Annotated in this window: 13 protein-coding genes and 4 pseudogenes; 7 read left to right on the top strand and 10 right to left on the bottom strand. The window is 66.1% G+C overall.

Annotated features, from left to right (window positions below):
• Positions 1-25 precede the first annotated feature (25 nt).
• Positions 26-1771: a discoidin domain-containing protein gene (locus ACHMWU_RS04265; protein WP_396041780.1), complete on the top strand. Its 1746-nt coding sequence runs from the start codon at positions 26-28 to the stop codon at positions 1769-1771.
• 381 nt (positions 1772-2152) lie between these two features.
• On the opposite strand, the gene ACHMWU_RS04270 is transcribed toward ACHMWU_RS04265, so the two are convergent.
• The 6 genes from ACHMWU_RS04270 to ACHMWU_RS04295 all read right to left on the bottom strand — a co-directional run bounded on the left by ACHMWU_RS04270 (position 2153) and on the right by ACHMWU_RS04295 (position 8992).
• Positions 2153-3346, bottom strand: a complete 1194-nt coding sequence (locus tag ACHMWU_RS04270; protein ID WP_396041781.1) for an acyltransferase family protein — start codon at positions 3344-3346, stop codon at positions 2153-2155.
• Entirely contained in the window at positions 3343-4542 is a 1200-nt protein-coding gene (locus ACHMWU_RS04275; RefSeq protein WP_396041782.1) for a hypothetical protein, read from the bottom strand. Before ACHMWU_RS04275 ends, ACHMWU_RS04270 begins: the two co-directional genes overlap by 4 nt.
• Positions 4476-5159, bottom strand: coding sequence for a hypothetical protein (locus ACHMWU_RS04280; RefSeq protein WP_396041783.1), 684 nt, complete (start codon positions 5157-5159; stop codon positions 4476-4478). Before ACHMWU_RS04280 ends, ACHMWU_RS04275 begins: the two co-directional genes overlap by 67 nt.
• Complete coding sequence (locus ACHMWU_RS04285; RefSeq protein WP_396041784.1) at positions 5156-5398, bottom strand: hypothetical protein; 243 nt, start codon at positions 5396-5398, stop codon at positions 5156-5158. The genes ACHMWU_RS04280 and ACHMWU_RS04285 overlap by 4 nt, the downstream gene beginning before the upstream one ends.
• Before the next feature lie 288 nt (positions 5399-5686).
• The gene (locus tag ACHMWU_RS04290) at positions 5687-7051 is read right to left on the bottom strand and encodes a hypothetical protein (RefSeq protein WP_396041785.1); all 1365 of its coding nucleotides are present in this window, start codon (positions 7049-7051) and stop codon (positions 5687-5689) included.
• 96 nt (positions 7052-7147) lie between these two features.
• Entirely contained in the window at positions 7148-8992 is a 1845-nt protein-coding gene (locus ACHMWU_RS04295) for a hypothetical protein (protein WP_396041786.1), read from the bottom strand.
• A gap of 146 nt (positions 8993-9138) precedes the next feature.
• On the opposite strand from ACHMWU_RS04295, the gene ACHMWU_RS04300 reads away from it, so the two are divergent.
• The 3 genes and pseudogenes from ACHMWU_RS04300 to rpsA all read left to right on the top strand — a co-directional run bounded on the left by ACHMWU_RS04300 (position 9139) and on the right by rpsA (position 13126).
• Complete coding sequence (locus ACHMWU_RS04300; protein ID WP_396041787.1) at positions 9139-10161, top strand: DUF3068 domain-containing protein; 1023 nt, start codon at positions 9139-9141, stop codon at positions 10159-10161.
• Positions 10162-10230: 69 nt separating this feature from the next.
• Positions 10231-11484 (top strand): M18 family aminopeptidase, encoded by a 1254-nt coding sequence (locus ACHMWU_RS04305; protein WP_396041788.1) that lies wholly within the window; start codon positions 10231-10233, stop codon positions 11482-11484.
• Positions 11485-11666: 182 nt separating this feature from the next.
• Positions 11667-13126 (top strand): annotated as a pseudogene (gene rpsA / locus ACHMWU_RS04310) (30S ribosomal protein S1).
• 67 nt (positions 13127-13193) lie between these two features.
• On the opposite strand, the gene ACHMWU_RS04315 reads toward rpsA, so the two are convergent.
• On the bottom strand, positions 13194-13340 hold the full coding sequence (locus ACHMWU_RS04315) for a hypothetical protein (protein WP_396041789.1): 147 nt from the start codon (positions 13338-13340) through the stop codon (positions 13194-13196).
• A gap of 93 nt (positions 13341-13433) precedes the next feature.
• On the opposite strand from ACHMWU_RS04315, the gene ACHMWU_RS04320 reads away from it, so the two are divergent.
• The gene (locus ACHMWU_RS04320) at positions 13434-14393 is read left to right on the top strand and encodes a GlxA family transcriptional regulator (protein ID WP_396041790.1); all 960 of its coding nucleotides are present in this window, start codon (positions 13434-13436) and stop codon (positions 14391-14393) included.
• 97 nt (positions 14394-14490) lie between these two features.
• Here the strand turns inward: ACHMWU_RS04320 and ACHMWU_RS04325 are convergent.
• Both ACHMWU_RS04325 and ACHMWU_RS04330 read right to left on the bottom strand, forming a co-directional pair.
• Positions 14491-14757 (bottom strand): annotated as a pseudogene (locus ACHMWU_RS04325) (AMP-dependent synthetase); the annotation flags it as partial.
• Complete coding sequence (locus ACHMWU_RS04330; protein WP_396041791.1) at positions 14682-15701, bottom strand: class I adenylate-forming enzyme family protein; 1020 nt, start codon at positions 15699-15701, stop codon at positions 14682-14684. The pseudogene ACHMWU_RS04325 and the gene ACHMWU_RS04330, both read right to left, overlap by 76 nt.
• 134 nt (positions 15702-15835) lie before the next feature.
• Here ACHMWU_RS04330 and ACHMWU_RS04335 point away from each other — a divergent pair, with 134 nt between their 5' ends.
• Together ACHMWU_RS04335 and coaE are read left to right on the top strand one after the other, a co-directional pair.
• Positions 15836-16684, top strand: a complete 849-nt coding sequence (locus ACHMWU_RS04335; protein ID WP_396041792.1) for an SH3 domain-containing protein — start codon at positions 15836-15838, stop codon at positions 16682-16684.
• 4 nt (positions 16685-16688) lie between these two features.
• Positions 16689-17177, top strand: a pseudogene (coaE, locus tag ACHMWU_RS04340) (dephospho-CoA kinase); the annotation flags it as partial.
• A gap of 117 nt (positions 17178-17294) precedes the next feature.
• Here the strand turns inward: coaE and ACHMWU_RS04345 are convergent.
• A pseudogene (locus ACHMWU_RS04345) lies at positions 17295-18191 on the bottom strand (RNA polymerase sigma factor RpoD/SigA).
• Positions 18192-18815 lie beyond the last annotated feature (624 nt).

An 18815-nucleotide genomic window follows, 5' to 3' on the forward strand; every position in this document is an offset into this window, starting at 1 on the left:
CAGCCCTGGGGTCGAGACTCCGGTCGTGATCGGATCGCCGCAGGCCCTGCTGGTCCAGGACGACCTGTTCGGCCCGTCGACCGACACCGTGCTGGTCGCAGACCACGGTGAGTCGCCGCCGAACGGCCCCGTCGTGCTGACCGACACCGACCGGCTGCAGGAGGTCGCCTTCGGACGGGTGGTGGCCAACCGGACGGCCACGTTGACGAGGGTCGATCCGTTCCGCATCGACCGACCGGTGCACGACTACGTCACGGCCGGTGGTGACCGCTGGAAGACCGTGGCAGAGCTCGTCGGTGCCCGCCAGATCTCAGCCTCCTCCTCGGCGTCCGACGTCACGGAGGCGAGGATCGAGCCGTCCAGGCAGCCGTGGTCGGCGTTCGACGGTGATCGCACGACCCGATGGGTCGCCGGGTCGTCAGCCGACACGGCTTGGCTGGAGGTCGAGCTCGACGAACCGACGTCGGTCGCTGGACTCGACGTGCGGCTGTCGAAAGGGCAGCCCAGACGCGACCTGCGGGTCACGACCGACAGCGGCTCGAAGTCGACCTCCGCCCGCCCCGGTGCCGTGACCTCGCTCGCGACGCCTGTCGGCCTGACCCGCACCGTCAGGATCTCTGGTCCTTCGACGGGGCTCGAGCCCCTCGCGATCGACGAGATCGAGATCCCCGGGGTCGACCTCTCCAGACCGTTGCGGCTGCCCGCTCTGCCGGCCAGCTGGGATGCGCCCGACGACATCGTGCTGACTGCCGAGGACGGCCCGGCCGTGTGCCGCACCGTGGAGACGGTGACGCGCTGCGCCGCCGGTCGTGACGGGCTGGGCGAGGACGGCCGCACGATCGATCGCCTGTTCGCCTTGCCGCAGGACGCTGCGTACGCGATGGGGGTGAGCGTGCGGGCCCAGGACTCGCGCGAGCTCACCGACTACTTGAGCGGGGATGTCCGGCTCAGGGCTTCCTCGACCGGCAGCAGCCAGGCGACGGCGGGACTGCTGGCCACGATCGACGGCGACCCGCAGACCGGGTGGATCGCTGCCCTGCGCGACGTGACCCCCACGGTCACGATCGACTTCGGCGCTGATCGCGAGGTCGACGAGCTGGTGCTGCGGACCGATCCGACGTTGGCGGCGTCCGCGCCGCGTCGGGCCCGGGTGACCACCGATACTGGCAAGACGTTCGAGGTACGGTTCGACGCCGATGGCCGGGGCAAGCTGCCCGCCGTGACGTCGTCGCGGCTCAGCGTCGAGATCACCGCAGCCTACGTCCGATCGAGCCTCTCGTTCGACGGCACCGGTAGCGGTCTCCCGCTGGGCATCAGCGAGATCGAGGTGCCGGGGCGGACCGAAGCTGTCGGCCAGCGCGAGCAGAGTGGTCGACCTTCCATGCGGTTCGGGTCCTCGCGTCGAGATCGACGGCGCGCAGTTCGAGACCTCGCTGCGGACCAGCCGCATTGCCGTGCTGTCGCGTCGGACCATCAGCAGCACGGTCTGCGATCTTCCTGGTGCGCAAGCTCGATGCCGGTGAGCACCGCGTCACGGTGCGAGCAAGCGAGGCCTTCCGTCCCAGCAGCGTGCGACTCAGCCGTCCGGGTGCGACGTTCGCCGAGGGCGTCTCGGTTCCCACGACGCGCGAAGGTCGCAACGAGATCGTCGTGCCCGGGCTCCCCGGATCGGGGGAGCGACTCGTCACCCTGCCGCAGAACGTCAATCGCGGCTGGACTGCGTCGGGAGCGCAGCCGCAGACGGTCAACGGCTGGCAGCAGGGCTGGGTGACGTCAGGTGACGAGCTGGTCGCCTCGTTCGGTCCAGGACGGATCTACCTCGGCATGCTGCTGATCGGGCTGCTCGCAGCCGCCGGCCTGCTGGTGGCCGTGGTGCGTCTGCGTCGCGCGGCACCGGACGCCGACGTGTCACGGGCGCCCCGCACTCATCTTCGCGCCCTCGTCGGCGTCGCGCTAGCAACGGTGACGACCGTGCTGGTCGGTGGGCCCGTGGGGCTGTCGTCGCGGTCGCGGCCGTGCTGGCCGGCGTCGTGCTCGGTCGCCGCTGGGACGTCTCGTGGCTCGCCTCGGTCGGCATCCTCGTCGCCGGCGTGGCCTACCTCCTACGTCCTTGGACGAGCCCAGCTGGCTGGGCCGGATCGCAGGACTGGGTTCAGTGGTGCGTCGTGGCGTCGGTGGCCGCTGCCGCCGCGTGTGTCTTCGACCGTGAGATCCGCAGGTTCTTCAACCGCATGCTCGGGCGTTCGACGACCCGGTAGGCGATCTCCGACAGCACCAGGGTCACGGCGAGGGTCGCGCCGAACAGCTGCCAGCCGTTGCCCTGGAACACCGGCAGGTCGAGCTGGCTCGACACTGCGTGCAAGACGATCAGGTGCAGGCAGAAGATCCCGTACGAGATGTGCCCCACGTGCCGCAGCACCCGGTTGCCCATGAGCCTGGCGTAGCGGGTTCCGGTGGTCGGACCGAGCACGGAAGGCAGCACGATGAGGCCCGCGATGACCGCGTAGAGCAGGTTCTTGCTGACGGCCTCGGTGTGGGTCGGTGCCTGCAGCAGGATCGGGCCTCCGATCGGGGTGGCGGCGATCGCGAAGAGGGCCAGCGCGAGCACCCAGCATGTACCGGGCATGGCTGCCAAGGTCGTCCAGAACTGGTAGCGGTCGCGACCGCCGGGTCGCCGACGTTCGATCGTCATGACGGCATAGGCAAGGCCGACGCTGAACCACGACAGGTACGCCGGCAGCCACTGGCCGGCGCCGATGCGGTGCGGAGCGACCTCGACGAGCCACACGACGTTGACCACGCACAGCGCTGCGAGCGCGAGGTAGATCCCGCGAGGATTCCAGCCCCGGCGGCAGAGCAGCCGCGCGAAGGCCCACATCAGGATCGGCAGCACGAGGTAGAACGCGATCTCGGTGGCCAGGCTCCACATGTGGGTCAGCCCGGCCGGCAGGGTGCCGTCGATGTAGAGCGCGGTGAGCGTCAGGTTGCGCACCCAGGTTCCGAGCGTGGCGCCAGCATTGTCGTCGAGCAGGGCTAGTGCTGCGACGGTCACGATGACGGCCAACGGCACGATGCGGAGTGCGCGCTTCCACAGGTAGCGACCTGTCGCTGGAAGCTGGCGCTGCTCGGCCATGGCCAGCAAGAAGGGGTGGCCGAGCAAGAACCCGGACAGCACGAAGAAGAACGCCACACCGAGGTCGAGCCGCGACGTCATGGCGCCGAGGATTCCGTGGGTGTAGTGCCCGGCCCAGAACGCGACATGGGTGCCGACGACCATGATGGCCGCGATACCGCGCAGCGAGTCGAGCCCCGGATAGGTCTCGTGATCGGTCGTCAGCTCGGTCACGACAGGGACACCGGCTCCAGCTGTCCGACGTTGACGTGGTCGACGCACAGGCTGACGCCCGCGCCTGGAGCGATCGTGACCGAGTCGTACGCGCCGGTGGTCTGGATCAGCAAGGTGTGCAGACCTTGCTCGACCGGTACCTCGACCGTCGTCTCGCCTGCGGTGATCGTTGCCGTTCCGTCGCTGCCGCTGAGGTAGTTGATGCTCAACCAGAACGAGAAGTTGATGACCGGCACGATGTCGATCGAGCGAGGGCGGCCCGACACGGCATAGCCGCATCCTTCTTCGGGTCCGGGCTCGGACCGCGGCTCTCCCGGGATCGCCGCAGCGACTGGCCGACCGTCGGGGCCGATGATCTTGAGGTCGTTGCCGGCCGTCACCGTCGTGAACCGGTCACCCAAGGGCGACAGGAGACGGGACACCAGGTTGGCGGGGAACGCCGCCGACCACAGGACGTTGTCGGGGACCGTGGTGTCGGCCAGGACCATGCGCTGCTTGCTCAGCGCATCGCGGGCATTGTCGACGTACGCCTGCTGCGGCATCTTGTCGGCATCGTGCCACGGACGTGCGTAGCTGACTGATGACACCAAGGAACCGACCAGGAACACCACCGCCCCTGCGACCAGCGCGCGGCGGGGAAGTGCCACGGTCAGGACGGCGGGATCGCGCGGCTCGATGCTGCGCACGGCTCCGATGACCGGCATCGTGGCCAGGCCGAGGCACAGGGCGACGACTCCGGAGAGATCTGCCAGGTAGCGCAGCTCGAGGGCGGCCGGTCCCACGCCGAAGGCCTCCGATCGTCCCGACGAGACGAGGTAGCCGCTCAGCAGCAGGTAGGGGGCGAGGACCAACACGGCCCACCACGCACGGCGATAGCGCAGGCACTGGTAGGCCAGCAGCAGTGCGATCACGATCCAGGCTGCAGCGATCAGCGCCAGGGGAGTAGCCACGAAGAGTCGTGGGCCGACACCTCCGGGCTGGCCCAGCGCGTCCCAGTTCCAGGGGCCCCCGAGCAGGGCGGGCCCGAAGGACTTCACGACGCTCAGGTCAAGGGTGTCGGTCAGGCTCTGCCAACCGGGCCAGGACGATCGTGGGACGGTCGAGAGGTAGATCGCGAGGTATCCGATCGTCAGCACGCCGTAGACGGCCCAGGCGTGCCAGAACTGCACGGCGGCCGTGCGGAGACGGGGCAGCAAGCTTGCCACCGGCGAAGTAGACGAGCGTCAGCGTCACGAGCAGAACCGGGAGCAGCAGCGTCTTGGTGTACGCTCGCATAGCCGAGCAGCAGGAACAGCCCGGCCAGCACTGCGCGACTGGGGTGGCGGGTGCGCAGATAGGTCACGTGCGCTGCTACGGCCCCGAACAGTGCGATCTGGTGTGGCAGCTGGTTGAGGGAGGCCGACCACCAGACGACGGACGGGAACGACATGGGTGCGAACAGGTAGAACGCCAGTGCCACCAGGACTCCGCGTCGGTTGCCGAACAGCGTGCGCAGCATCCACCAGCAGCTCAGGCTCGCCAAGGCCTGCAGGAGCAGGATCTGCGTCGCTGCGAGGAGCCAGCTGAACGTGCCGATGTTCCCGACCCACGTCGACAACCACAGTCCGAGCGGCATCAGGTGGATGTTGTGCGGAGCGAACAGCCAGTCGAGGTCGGCCTGTCCGCTAGCCGTCGTCCCGATGAAGATGAAGTCGTCGGAGTAGAACCAGCTGCCGGCCGTGGCCCAGCCGCGCAGGACCAGCTGCGCCACGATGAGGCCGAGTGCGATCAGGGCAAGGCGTTCTGCCGGAGTGAAGCGTCGCGAGTCGTTCATGGTGTCCTGTCCTTGACCTTCGGCTCGATGCCGCCCACGTGGACATTGTCCACGCACAGTGAGATTTCGCTGCTCGTGCGGAGCAGAACTTCGTCGTAGGCTCCGGTGGTTGCCAAGAACATCGAGTGCAGGCCCTTCTCCACCGCGATCTTCTGGACGTCGTTGCCGGCCCGGACGAACACCGTGCCGTCGTCTCCGGCGAGATAGTCGATGCGGACCCACCACGGGGCGTCGGCCACAGGCGCGATGGGGATGCGCGACGTACGGTCCTGGACGAGGTAGCCGCATCCTTCGACCGGCCCAGGATCGGCGCGAGGAGCTCTTCTGGTACCCAGGCGGCCTTGATCCGTCCTGCGTCGTCGAGTATCGACAGGTCGGTGCCGGCTCGTACAGCCTGCAGCTCTGGGCGAGCGGTGCCAGCTTGCGCGACGGGAGGTTGTACGGATAGATGACCGGGTTCGCCACCACGATCGGCAATGGGACGTCGGCGATCTGCACCGGCAGATCACGGGCCTCGGTGACCTGTGTCATGACTTCCTTGACGAAGACGCGTTCGGGGAAACGGGTGGCATCGCGGGTCTCGTGCCACGGCGAGACATAGCCGATGCTGGACCACAACGATCCGACGAGATAGAGGCTGCAGACGATCGCAAGAGCACGTCGGGGCACACGTACCAGAAGGTATGGCCGTTCTCGACTTGCACGAACGTTCTGGCCCCCGCCACCGGCATGAGAGCTGTTGCCAGCGCGAGTGCACCGATCGCAGCGAGGTCTGAGAAGTAGCGGATTTCGCGTGCGCTCACCTGACTGCCGAACGTCCCGGCTCGACCGATGTAGATCAGACCTGCGGACAACACGACATACGGTACGACGAACCACCACGCCATGAGCGCGTTGCGGTGGCGGCTCCAACGGTAGGTCGCAAGACTCACGAGCAGGATCCACGCGACGACGATCCCGATCAACGGCGGCGACAGCAGCGATTGCGGCGCCCCGCCCACGACGAGGTTCGGATCGCCCCGATACACCTGCGGGACACACCGCGATGCGGCGATGAACGGGTCGATTCCGCCGGACCAGAGCTTCCAGTTCCAGGGCCCGCCGGCTATGCCGGTGCCGACACTCTCGAGGATCGAGGTCTTGAGCGCTTCGGGAAGCTCACACGACTGACGCGGGGCCGAGGCGGTCTGCTGGCTCCGCCAAATGAGCAGGTAGCCGACGAGCGTGCAGGTGTACAGGAGCCACGCGGGCCACCATGCCACCAGCGAACGTAGCCGCGTCGTCAAGCGGCCGCTTGTGAACCACATGAGGGTCAAGACGGCCAGGATGAGAACGATCAGGGGCGCCTTGATGTAGCTGCCCAGCCCAAGGACCAGGAAGGTCCAGGCCAGGACGAGATGGCGCCAACGGCCAGTCCGCAGGTAGGTCACGTGGGCGGCAACGGCGCCAAAGATCGCGATGTGGTGCGGCAGCTGGTTGATCGCCACTGACCACCACACCGAGGAGGGCATCGTTAGTGGGCTGGCCAGGTAGAACACCAACGGAACCAGGATCAGCCGGCGATCGCCGAACAGCGTACGCAGCATCCACCAGCACGAGATGCTGGCCACCAGCTGGAGCCCGAGCATCTGGGTTGCGATGAGGCCCCATGAGAAGCCCGCACCGCCGACGATTTTGACCAGCAGGAACGAGACCGGCATGAATAGGCTGAAGTGGCTGTGAAACAGCCAGGCCACATCATCTTCTCCCAATGCGACGTTGGACAGGAAGATGTAGTCGTCCCACATGAACGAGCTGCCAGCCGTCGCCCAGGCGCGGAAAGCCAGCTGACCAAGGATCAGGCCGAAGGCGATCAGCGTGATGCGTTGCGGGCCTGACAAACGCCGACGCACGGTTCCCGCAGCCCTGCGCGCGAGCAAGGCGATCGGGTCAGGGGGTTGCTCGGTGCCGCCCTCGCGGAGAGCTGCCGTCGGGCTGCAGAGCGGTGCTCATGGCGAGTCCGGATTCTTGAGGACGCCGATACGCACCGACTTCACACAGATCGCTTGCTCGACGAGGGGGCGGATCTGGAGCCGGTCGTACGCACCGTTTGTGGCGACCAGCAGGCGGTGCTCGCCTTGCTCGATAGGCACCGATCTTTGCTCGCCGGCGACCGTGAGCACGACATCGCCTGAGAAGGTAGCCGAGTAGTCGATCGCCATCCAGAGCGGGACGTTGAGGACCGGGACGAACCTGATGGTCTTGACCTTGTCTGCTACCCGGATGGGGCACGGCTTGGTCGGGTCGGCTCGTGTGCGGGGACCAGCATCAACATCCGCCGCGACGATATCTCCGCGGATGTTGAGCACTTGCAGGTCGGTGCCGACGTCACGGATGTCGAGCTCGTCTCCAAGTGGCGCAAAGTAGTTGGCGATGCGGTTCTCCGGAGCAAGAATTGGGTTGAAGGCATCTTCGGGGACGATTCCGTCAGCCAGGACAGGCTTGACCTGACGTATCTGATTGATGGCGTTTGTGGTGAAGGCACGTTCGACGAAGTCGTTGCTCCATGGAGAGGCGTATCCCGACGAGGAGAAAATTCCGCCGATCAGCACAGCAAGGGCGATCCCCCCGACGAGTAGATGTGGAAGCCTGACGGTGACCAGAGGCGTGGTGCGCGGTTCAGAGGATCCGGTGGCGCCGGGAATCGCCAAGAACATGGCTCCCGTTGCCACAGCGATGACGGGGGCTGCGTCGGAGATGTACTGGAGGTGCTGTGCGACCTGTCTGCCTCCGAGCAGCCCCAAGGCAAATGCGCGACCTGACCACACCAGGGCGATCGAGGCGGCGATGTATATGCCGGGGAGCCACAGTGCACGCAAGGTGCGGACGCGGGTTACCCAAAGCCAGACGACGGTGGCGACGATCAATAGCCAGGCCAGCACGATCAATAGGTCTGACGTGTTGGTGTAGCTGATCGGGCCACGACCGAACAGACGCCACTGCCACGGACCCCCGACGAGAGCCGTGCCGAAAGTTTCCAGCACAGTTCGCTCGGTGAGAGGTGGCAGTGCTGACAGGGATGAAGCCGAAGTCGAGGGCGCAGCGGCGACGTATCCAGCGATGAAAACCACAGTGACGGCACCGTAGGCGAGCCAGGCACCCAGGTGGTCGCGCAGGCTCGCCAAGGCGCGCTGGACACCGTGCCCACGGCCGAACCAGGCAAGGGTCATGACCACCAGGAGGACGGGGACGAGCAGCGTCTTTGCGTAGGTGGCATATCCCAGGCATAGGAAGAGAGTCGTCAGTGCGACATGTCGCCAGCTGCCAGATCGCAGGTAGAGCACGTGTGCGCCGAGCGCACCGCACAAGGCGATCTGATGAGGCAGCTGGTTGATGGCGACGGCCCACCACATGATCGACGGCATCGTCAGTGCTGAGAACAGGTAGAACGCGAGGAACGGAAGCACGCGCCACGATCGTCCGAAGATCGTGCGCAGCATCCACCAGAAGGTCAAGCTTGCCGCCGCCTGCAAGACCATGATCTGAATCGCAACCGCGGTCCAGTTGAACGCTCCGAACAAGCTCGCGATCTTCACCAGGAGGAAGGACAAGGGCATGAAGTGCCCCTGATGGATGCGGGTGTACCACTCCCAGTCGTCCTTGCCCAGCGCAATGTCCTGAAGGAATCTGAAGTCGTCGAGCAAGAACCAGCTCTGCGATACCCACACGCCTCGCAGCACCAGCTGGGCAACGATCATCAGCATCGCAACACCTGTCACCCACCGCGTGAGGGGGACAGCGCGGAGCCGGGCCACGACGCGCTTGCGCACCTGGGGCGTTGGGTTGGATGTCACGGGGTTTGATGCTGCCACACCCCGGGGCCGATAGGGACCAAGGCAGCGGTGTCGAACGCGCCCAAACGTTGCAATGTGATGTAGCACGCCAAATGAGCCCCGGCGATGCTACTTTCAAGTAATTAATTCCTGGAGGGGAGCCCACAGTGGGAAGAAAATTGGGGACAGTTGCGCTGTTCCTCGGCGCATTCTTGGTGGCACTGGCCGCTTTGTCGAAGTTCTACATGTACGACCGACTGGCCGTCGTGCCACTGAACCAGGACACGACGAGCATTTCTCAGACGGCCCCGGGAGCGGACGCTGAGTATCTCGACGTCGCGGCCGGACTGAAGATCGCCAACGGGCCCCTCAAGAACGTCAAGGTCGTCCGTGGCGACATCGAGGCGAGCAAGCAGGCGAGCGACGATCTCGACAAGGACATCGCGGTCTGGAACATCTACGACGCCACCGACACGACCGACTTCGACTTCTCCAGCGGCGAGACGGCGCTGTCGGCCACCGACGACACGGTGGCGTTCGACCGCAACACCGGTGAGGCGGTCGCCTGGAAGGGCACCCAGTCCACCGGAGACGGCGAGACGATCGAGCCGGGCGACTTCGAGGGCCTGTACTTCAAGTTCCCCTTCGACTCCAAGAAGAAGACCTACCAGTACTGGGACGGCACGCTGCGCAAGGCGACTCCGGCGACGTACATCGGCGAGGGCAAGATCAAGGGCCTGAAGGTGTACAAGTACCGCCAGACGATCGAGCCGATCAAGACCGGCACGATCGACGTTCCCGGTGACCTGGTCGGGTCCGACGAAGACACCGTGACGGCAGATCGCATCTACTCCAGCGTCACCAACTACAACGTCGAGCCGGTCACAGGTGTCGTGATCAAGGGCGAGACGGCGCAGGACAGCTTCTTGGAGCTCGACGGCGAACGCGTGCTGACGACGACCAAGGCGACGCTCGGCTACACCGACGCCAACATCGCCCAGACGGTCGACGACTACAAGGGCAAGGCCAAGCTGCTGACCTTGATCAAGACGTGGATCCCGATCGGCGGCCTGGTCCTGGGCCTCCTCCTGATCGGTGCAGGTCTGCTGACCCGTCGTGGCGGTAGCGGCGGATCGCAGGGGCACCGCAAGGACGTCAAGGACGATCCAGCGCTGGCCGGATCGCGCTAGTTCTCGACACGCTCACTGGCGTCGCCCATCCAGGGGCGGCGCCAGTGGCGTGTCCGTAGGATGAGCCGCATGACGATTGCTGCGGCTGAGGCGCTGTGCGCCTTCATCGACGCTTCCCCGACGCCGTTCCACGTCTGCCGCACCGTGGCGGCCGAGCTGGAGGCGGTCGGCTACGAGCGGGTCGACGAGCGCGCCAGCTGGCCGGCCGAGCCGGGTCGGTACTACGTCGTCCGCGGTGGATCCCTGGTCGCCTGGTCGAGCGAGACCAGCACCGCTGCTGCCGATGCCTTCCGTGTCGTCGGCGGTCACACCGACAGCCCCAACCTGCGGCTCAAGCAGCATCACGACATCTCGCCCGAGGGCCTCGGCGTCGTCGCGCTCGAACCGTACGGCGGGGCGTGGTTGAACTCCTGGCTGGATCGCGATCTCGGCATCGCCGGGCGGCTGGCTCTGCGCGACGGGACCGACGTCCTGGTCCACGTCGACGAGCCGGTGCTGAGGGTCCCGCAGCTCGCGATCCACCTGTCGGCAGAGCGCAAGCTCGACGTAGATCCGCAGCGCCACCTCAACGCGATCTGGTCGACGTCGTCGGGCGCCTTCCTCGACCTCGTGGCCGATCGCGCCGGCGTCCGGGCCGGTGACATCCTCGGCTTCGAGCTGATGACCCACGACACGGCCCCGAGCGCGCTCACGGGCGCGCACCGCGAGCTCGTCAGCGCGCCGCGCCTCGACAACCAGGTGACCTGCTTCGCCGGCACCCGAGCCCTGGTCAACGCTTCGCCGGTGGCAGGCACGCGCCCCGTCCTGGCGCTGTTCGATCACGAAGAGGTCGGCAGCACGTCCGAGCGTGGTGCGCAGTCAGATCTGCTCGCGACGGTCCTCGAACGCATCGTCTTGGCCGCAGGTGGCACGCGCGACGACTACCACCGGGCCATCGCGGCCTCGGTGTGCGCATCCGGCGACATGGCACACGCGACCCACCCGAATCATCCAGACCGGCACGAGCCCTTGCACCACATCGTCCTGGGCGGTGGCCCGGTCCTGAAGCTGCACCCCAACCTCCGATACGCCACCGACGCGACCGGCACTGCGCACTTCGAGCGGGCCTGCGAGCAGGCCGGTGTCCCGTTGCAGCGCTACGAGCATCGAGCCGACCTGCCGTGCGGCTCGACGATCGGCCCGTTGAGCGCCGCTCGCACCGGCATGCTGACCGTCGACGTCGGAGCGCCCCAGCTGGCGATGCACTCGGCGCGTGAAGTCATGGCTGCGGCCGACGTCGATCCGTACGCGCGCGCTCTCTCGGCCTTCTTCGCTCCGGCGTGACCCCGCTCTACCGCATCACGGGGAGTCGCGTAGCATAGTTGCTGCGCTGGCTGCCTGTGCGTACCTCGGACGTAGCAGGCCCGCACTCGTGTCATGTCGGGCGAATCTCCCCGACATTCTCATGATCAAAGGGCTGTCTGGCGTGCCCGACAATTCCACCCATCCATCGGAGCAACTCCTATATGACTAGCAGTATCGCCCACGTGGCACCCCAGGTCGCGATCAATGACATCGGCTCTGAGGCAGACTTCCTCGCCGCCATCGATCTGACCATCAAGTACTTCAACGACGGCGACATCGTCGAAGGCATCATCGTCAAGGTCGATCGTGACGAGGTTCTCCTCGACATCGGCTACAAGACCGAAGGTGTCATCCCCTCGCGCGAGCTGTCCATCAAGCACGACGTCGACCCCAACGAGGTCGTTTCCGTCGGTGACAGCGTCGAAGCACTTGTTCTCCAGAAGGAGGACAAGGAAGGCCGTCTGATCCTGTCGAAGAAGCGCGCACAGTACGAGCGCGCTTGGGGCGACATCGAGAAGATCAAGGCCGAGGACGGCGTCGTCGAGGGCACCGTCATCGAGGTCGTCAAGGGCGGCCTCATCATGGACATCGGTCTTCGCGGCTTCCTGCCGGCGTCGCTGGTCGAGATGCGTCGTGTGCGCGACCTCGATCCCTACATCGGCCAGAAGATCGAAGCCAAGATCATCGAGCTCGACAAGAACCGCAACAACGTGGTCCTGTCGCGCCGTGCCTGGCTCGAGCAGACTCAGTCGGCCGTTCGCCAGAACTTCCTCACCGAGCTCCAGAAGGGGCAGGTCCGCAAGGGCGTCATCTCCTCGATCGTCAACTTCGGCGCCTTCGTCGATCTTGGCGGCGTCGACGGACTCGTCCACGTCTCCGAGCTGTCCTGGAAGCACATCGACCACCCGAACGAAGTCGTTCAGGTCGGCGACGAGGTCACGGTCGAGGTTCTCGACGTCGACATGGACCGCGAGCGCGTCTCGCTGTCGCTCAAGGCCACGCAGGAAGATCCCTGGCAGCACTTCGCTCGTACGCACCAGATCGGTCAGATCGTGCCGGGCAAGGCAACCAAGCTCGTTCCGTTCGGTGCGTTCGTTCGCGTCGAAGAGGGCATCGAGGGCCTGGTCCACATCTCCGAGCTCGCCCAGCGTCACGTCGAGATCCCCGAGCAGGTCGTCCAGATCGGCGACTCGGTCATGGTCAAGATCATCGACATCGACCTCGAGCGTCGTCGTATCTCGCTGTCGCTCAAGCAGGCCAACGAGACCGAGGCTTCGGCCACGGACGACTTCGACCCGACGCTGTACGGCATGACGTCGTCGTACGACGAGCAGGGCAACTACATCTACCCGAAGGTTTCGATCCCGAGACCGGCGAGTGGCAGGAAGGCTTCGACGAAGCCCGCACCACGTGGGAGAAGCAGTACGCCGAGGCGCACGAGCGCTGGGAAGCCCACAAGAAGCAGATCGAAGAGGCCGAGAAGGCTGGCATCGAGGCTGCTGAGGCGTCCAACTACTCGTCGGACACCGCAGCTGACACCGACGCACCGGTCGAGGGCTCGCTGGCCTCCGACGAGGCGCTGCAGGCGCTGCGTGAGAAGCTCACGGGCGGCGACGCGTAAGCATCGTCTTGACGTACAGAACCCCCGGTCCCTTGTGGGCCGGGGGTTCTGTCGTCGTGCTGCGGGTTCACCGCAGCTGGCGGTGGTCGGTGTAGCCGACGTGGCTGCGAGGCGCGGGCAAGGTGCCGTAGCCGTCGCGGAGGATCGTCCGGGCGAGGACGATCGTGGTGGCAGTGATCAGGAGCCCGATCGCGGCGATCAGCAGAATCATCATGGCTTGAATTCTTCTCCTATCGAGATCCTGCCACCAGTGGCAGAAAGGCCACAAGGCATTGAGTTACTGCCATCTGGCTGTCATGATGAACCGATGAAGACTGTCGCGGTGGTCGTGCAGGACGGGGCCGAACCCTTCGGCCTGGGTTCCCTCGTCGAGGTGTGGGGCGAGCCGTACCACCCCGATGACGACAATCCGGTCTTCGACTTCCGCGTGTGCACGCCTCGCCCCGGTCGGGTGCGCGGCTCGTCAGGGTTCGACCTGCACGTCGACCTCGGGCTCGACGCGATCGACGACGCCGACCTGGTGTGCTTCTCGCCGCGGCGCGAGTACGACGTGTTCGACCCGATGGTCCTCGACGCCGCCAGATCGGCCTACGAGCGTGGCGCGATGGTCTACACGCACTGCTCCGGGACGTTCATGCTGGCCGAGGCCGGCCTTCTCGACGGTCGAGAGTGCACGACGCACTGGCGCTACGGCGCCAAGCTGGCGGCGAGGTATCCGCGGGTGATCGTGCGTCCCGACGTGCTGTACGTCCAGGCCGACAACATCGTGACCGGCGCCGGCTCGGCAGCCAGCATCGACGCATCGCTGCACCTCATGCGCCAACAGTTCGGTTCGAAGGTCGCCACGACGACAGCGCGCCGCATCGTCGTCCCGCCACACCGCGACGGCGGCCAGGCGCAGTTCGTGCGCACGCCCATGGGGCAGACCGAGGCCGACACGTTGGCTCCCTTGCTCGCCTGGGCCTCCGACCGGCTCGACGAGTCCCTGCCTGTCGAGCGCATGGCACGAGAGGCACACATGTCGGCGCGCACCTTTGCGCGGCGCTTCCGCGACGAGACCGGCACGACGCCCTTGCAATGGGTCACCAACCAGCGGCTCGCACTGGCCGAGGAGATGCTGGAGAACTCGATGCTCTCGGTCGAGCAGATCGCCGTACGCGTCGGGTTCGGCAGCGCGGCAGCACTGCGGCACCACTTCTCGGCCGCACGCGGCACGACGCCCCTGCAGTACCGCAAGACGTTCGCCTGCGTCGACGCCGTGGGCTAGAGCAGCTCGGTCCTGCGGACCTTGCCGGTCGCAGTGCGGGGAGCAGTTGATGACGTTGGTAGGTCTTGGGCCGCTTGGGCGGCGCCAGTCGCTCAGCAGCCAGCGCACGCAGGACTGCTTCGTCGACGTCGCCGACATAGGCAGCACAGACACGCTGGCCCCACTGGGCGTCGGTGCGGCCGAACACGGCCAGGTCGCGCAGCCCCTCGGCGTCCTGCAGAGCAGCCTCGACCTCGGCGGGATAGACGTTGACGCCGCCGCTGATGATGAGGTCCTCGCGGCGCGAGCTCAGGTAGACGTGTCCGTCCTCGAGATGACCGAGGTCCCCGACGGTGAAGGCTGGGCCGTCGGCGGTCTCTTCCACGCCGCAGTGGTCTTCTCCGGAGCGTTCCAGTACGTGAACCGCGCCCACGGCGGCACCGCACACCACAGCTGACCGTCGTCGTCCGCCGTCATGACTCGGCCGTCCCGAGCCCCGGCCGAGCGTCCCGGGACGCTCGACCCACTCGGCAGCCGGACAGGCCGTGAACTGGCCTTCTGTAGATCCGTAGAACTCCAGACCGTCTCGATGCCAAAGGTGTCGTGCGTGCGTCGCCGCACAGGCTCCGGGCAGGCTGCACCGGCGTGGGCAAGGAGCCGGAGCGACGACGAGTCGAGCTGCGTCCCGGTCTCGTCGAGCCAGGCGAACAGGCGCTGCAGGTGCACCGGCACGCAGAACATCGTGGTCGGTCGCAGGCTGTCGATGGCAGCGGCCAGCGCGGCGGGATCGAAGGAGGGCAGGGCGGTGACCGATCCTCCGGCCAGGAGTGTCCCCATCGCGAATCGCAGGGGAGCGGAGTGGTAGATCGGCGAGACAATGAGGTTCAGATCGGTCGGGGCGAAGCTCCACAAGCGACGTTCTTCCAGGGCCAGCGACTGCGCGTCGGACTCGTCCAGCAGCCCGGACCACACCCCTTTGGGACGTCCCGTGGTGCCTGAGGTGAAGTGCATGGGTCGGCATCGTGGAAAGGGCGCCAGGGCGTGCTCCGGACCAGCGAGCAAGGCGCTCAGCTGGGTGTCGTCATCGATCACCAAGGCAGGCGACACGTCGCCGATGATCGCGTCACGCTCATGCGGTGTCAGCCGTGGGTCGAGCGGGACGGGGACGACTCCTGACCGGGTCGCACCCAGCACAGCGCTGACGTACTGCGTGCTGCCTGCCAGCGAGAGGACGACCCGGTCACCGGCAACGATGCCACGTGCAGCGAGGGAGCCGGCGAACCGTTGCTGCTGGTCGTGGCTCTGCTCGGCCGTCAAGATCGTGGACACCGTGAAATCCTTGAAATGATGAGATCTGGGTCACGTCGATACGCTGAAAATGACGCCCCGGCGTGATCTGGTCGTCACAGTATGCTTGACTCGGACGCTGAGCCAGATTTTGCCTATGCACAAGGTGGTCATCCGTGGCAGATTCACGCCACAAGCACGCCGCACCGAAAGCACGCACCCGTCGCACCCGTCCGACCAGGGTCATCCTGCCTGCAGCCGGGCTGCTCGCACTCGGTGGAGTCGTCGCCGGAGTCGTCGTGCAGGACCCCGGTGCTGGTGACCGCACGGCCGCCGTCAGCAAAGATCGCTTCGCCGCCTCCGCCTCCGTCATGACCGGCACTGTGCCAGCCAAGGTCAGCCGCAGCGCCGAACGGCCACCGTTGCCCAACGTCGCCGACGTCGAGGAGCAGATCGAGGGCCTGCGCTATGCCGTGGTCGCCCTCGAGATCCATGCGGCTGCCAAGAAGTCCTCGCCCGTGCTGGCCAAGGTCGCCTCGGGTGACACCGTCGACATCACTGGCAAGAACAAGGGCGACTGGGCGCAGATCATGCACAAGGGCCTGCCGCGCTGGGTCAAGGCCGACGGCCTGGCCAAGGAGATGCCGCTCGGAACCTCGCCCTGCGCTTCTGGCTCGGGACCCGAAAGTGGTCTGCTGCCCGACACGATCAAGGTCCACCGGGCTGTGTGTGCCAAGTTCCCCTCGATCGTCAGCTACGGCGGCGTCGCAGGACGCGGTGAGCACGCCACCGGTCACTCGCTCGACATCATCGTCTCCAGCGATCTCGGCAACGAGATCGCCGCGTTCCTGCAAGAGAATCGAGCCGAGCTCGGCATCGAGTACCTCATCTGGCGTCAGCGCATCTGGCGTCCGGCGACCTCGGCGAGCTGGCGCGGCATGAGCAGCCGAGGCGGCGCTACGGCCAATCACATGGACCACGTCCACGTCACGACGTACGGCAGCTGCAGCCACCCGCTAGATTGACCGCATGCTGAAGGTCGGCCTCACAGGCGGAATCGGATCGGGCAAGAGCACGGTCAGTGCACTGCTCGCCGAACGCGGAGCTGTCGTGATCGACTACGACCAGCTGGCGCGCGAGATCGTCGAGCCCGGAAGCCCGGCGCTGCTCGACATCGCTCGACGTTTCGGCGAGCACCTCGTCGGCAGCGACGGAACCTTGGACCGTCCCGCCCTCGGTGCCATCGTGTTCGCCGACCCTGACGCACTGGCGGACCTCAACGCCATCACCCACCCGGCGATCCGGCGCCTCGGTGAGAGGCGCGAAGCCGCAGCAGCACCCGACGCGATCGTCGTCCACGACAATCCGCTGCTGGTCGAGATGGGAGCTGACGCCTTCTGCGATGTCGTGGTCGTGGTCGACCTTCCCGTCGAGGTCCAGGTCGACAGGCTGACGACGGTCAGAGGAATGACAGAGGCCGATGCGCGGGCGCGTATCGCGGCGCAGGCATCACGCGCACAAAGAACCGGTGCCGCCGATCTGGTGATCGACAACACCGGCTCTCCAGAGGCAGCTCATCCGCATCGTCGGGGGTCTCTGGGACGAGCTCCTGGTCAGGGCCTCCGCGCTGGCAGGCTAGGCAGCGAGGTCCGGATCTGCGATCCGGCGCAGTGTCGCGAGTGCCTCGCGCTCGGCTGGCGGACGCGTTCTGCTGAGATGCCGTGACGCTTGCCGATGTCGGCGAGCTTCTGCTGGCGACCGTCGAGCAGCCCGTAACGAGCGCGGACGATGTCGGCCTCGCGCTCGCCGAGGTGGTCGACCAGCTCGGCGATCAGGTGACGCGACTCGTGGCTCAGCATCGCGAGGTCGGGACCCGGCTGGGTCTCGCGCGCGATCAGGTCGCCCAGTGAGGTGTCACCGTCTTCGTCGACGGGGGAGTCGAGGCTGACGTGATCGCGTCCCCACGCCATCAGGTCGATGACCCGGTCGACGTCCATCCCGAGCTCCAGTGCGATCTCCGCCGGCTCGGGGTCGTAGCCCAGCTGGCGCTCGAGGTTGCGGCGTGCGGCCGTGACCTGGTCGAGCTCCTCGACGACGTGCACGGGGAGGCGGACGACCCGAGCCTGCTGCGCGATGCCGCGGGTGATGGCCTGACGTACCCACCAGGTGGCATAGGTCGAGAACTTGAAGCCCTTGGCGTAGTCCGAACTTCTCCACGGCCCGGATCAGGCCGGTGTTGCCTTCCTGCACCAGGTCGAGCATCGGCATCGCGGAGCGTCCGTACTCGCGGGCGATCGAGACGACGAGTCGCAGGTTGGCCTGGATAAATGTCTGCACGGCACGTTCGCCCTCTTCGACGAGCCAGGTGAGCTCTTCTTCAGTGGCCCACTTGGGTGCGCCGCCCTTCTTGCGACCTACGCGTCCTTCGTCGAGGAGGTGCTGGGCGAACAGACCTACTTCGACGGTCTTGCTGAGCTCGACTTCCTGCGCGGCGTCGAGCAGGGGGGTGCGTGCGATCTCAGCGAGGTACATGCCCACGCTGTCCTTGCCCTCGACGTTGGTGTTGCCGATCCTGGTGCTCACGATGCGCCTCCCGCTGTATCTGCTTGTACACGTTCCAACGCACGGCCCCCGCAAGGATTCCGCTCTCAGTCGCTTCTTAGCCTCCTCGTGACACGGCTCGGGACGCATACCATCAGTCGGGGGGTCCGCCGTGCCACCTTGAGCCGCGCTCACCGAGATTTCAACCAATCTTGAACGTGTGATGTGGGCCATATGAACGCGATTTGACGGGGGGGGAACACCCCCGTAACGTTCTTCTTGTTGGACAGCACGGCGGAGCGAAAGACACCTACGGGTCGGTCGCTCGGGGCTTCCAGCCAGGTCTCATCGAAGCAGTCAACGGCACGGGTGCGTATGCGCCCGGAGACGGACTGCGAGTAGATGAGATGTTTGACCAGCAGCCCCGAGGCTGAGACCAGATCATGGTCGAAGGTTTCGGTGAGCGTCTGATCCTTGAGAACTCAACAGTGTGCCAAAAGTCGACGAGATTAATTAGTAGTACCCCGTCGGATGTCTGGTGGATCCCTTTGGGGGTTTGCTGGTTTTTGATGGATATCAATTCGGACAATTTATTTGTCAGCAAAATAGTTTGTC

This window comes from Aeromicrobium sp. UC242_57, assembly GCF_044452305.1.
In the GTDB taxonomy this organism is placed as follows: domain Bacteria; phylum Actinomycetota; class Actinomycetes; order Propionibacteriales; family Nocardioidaceae; genus Aeromicrobium.

Bases quoted from the DNA above. Each gene is read 5' to 3' on its own strand.
- ACHMWU_RS04280 (WP_396041783.1), bottom strand. From the start codon at position 5,159: ATGAACGACTCGCGACGCTTCACTCCGGCAGAACGCCTTGCCCTGATC.
- ACHMWU_RS04305 (WP_396041788.1), top strand. From the start codon at position 10,231: ATGACGATTGCTGCGGCTGAGGCGCTGTGCGCCTTCATCGACGCTTCC.
- ACHMWU_RS04315 (WP_396041789.1), bottom strand. From the start codon at position 13,340: ATGATGATTCTGCTGATCGCCGCGATCGGGCTCCTGATCACTGCCACC.
- ACHMWU_RS04320 (WP_396041790.1), top strand. From the start codon at position 13,434: ATGAAGACTGTCGCGGTGGTCGTGCAGGACGGGGCCGAACCCTTCGGC.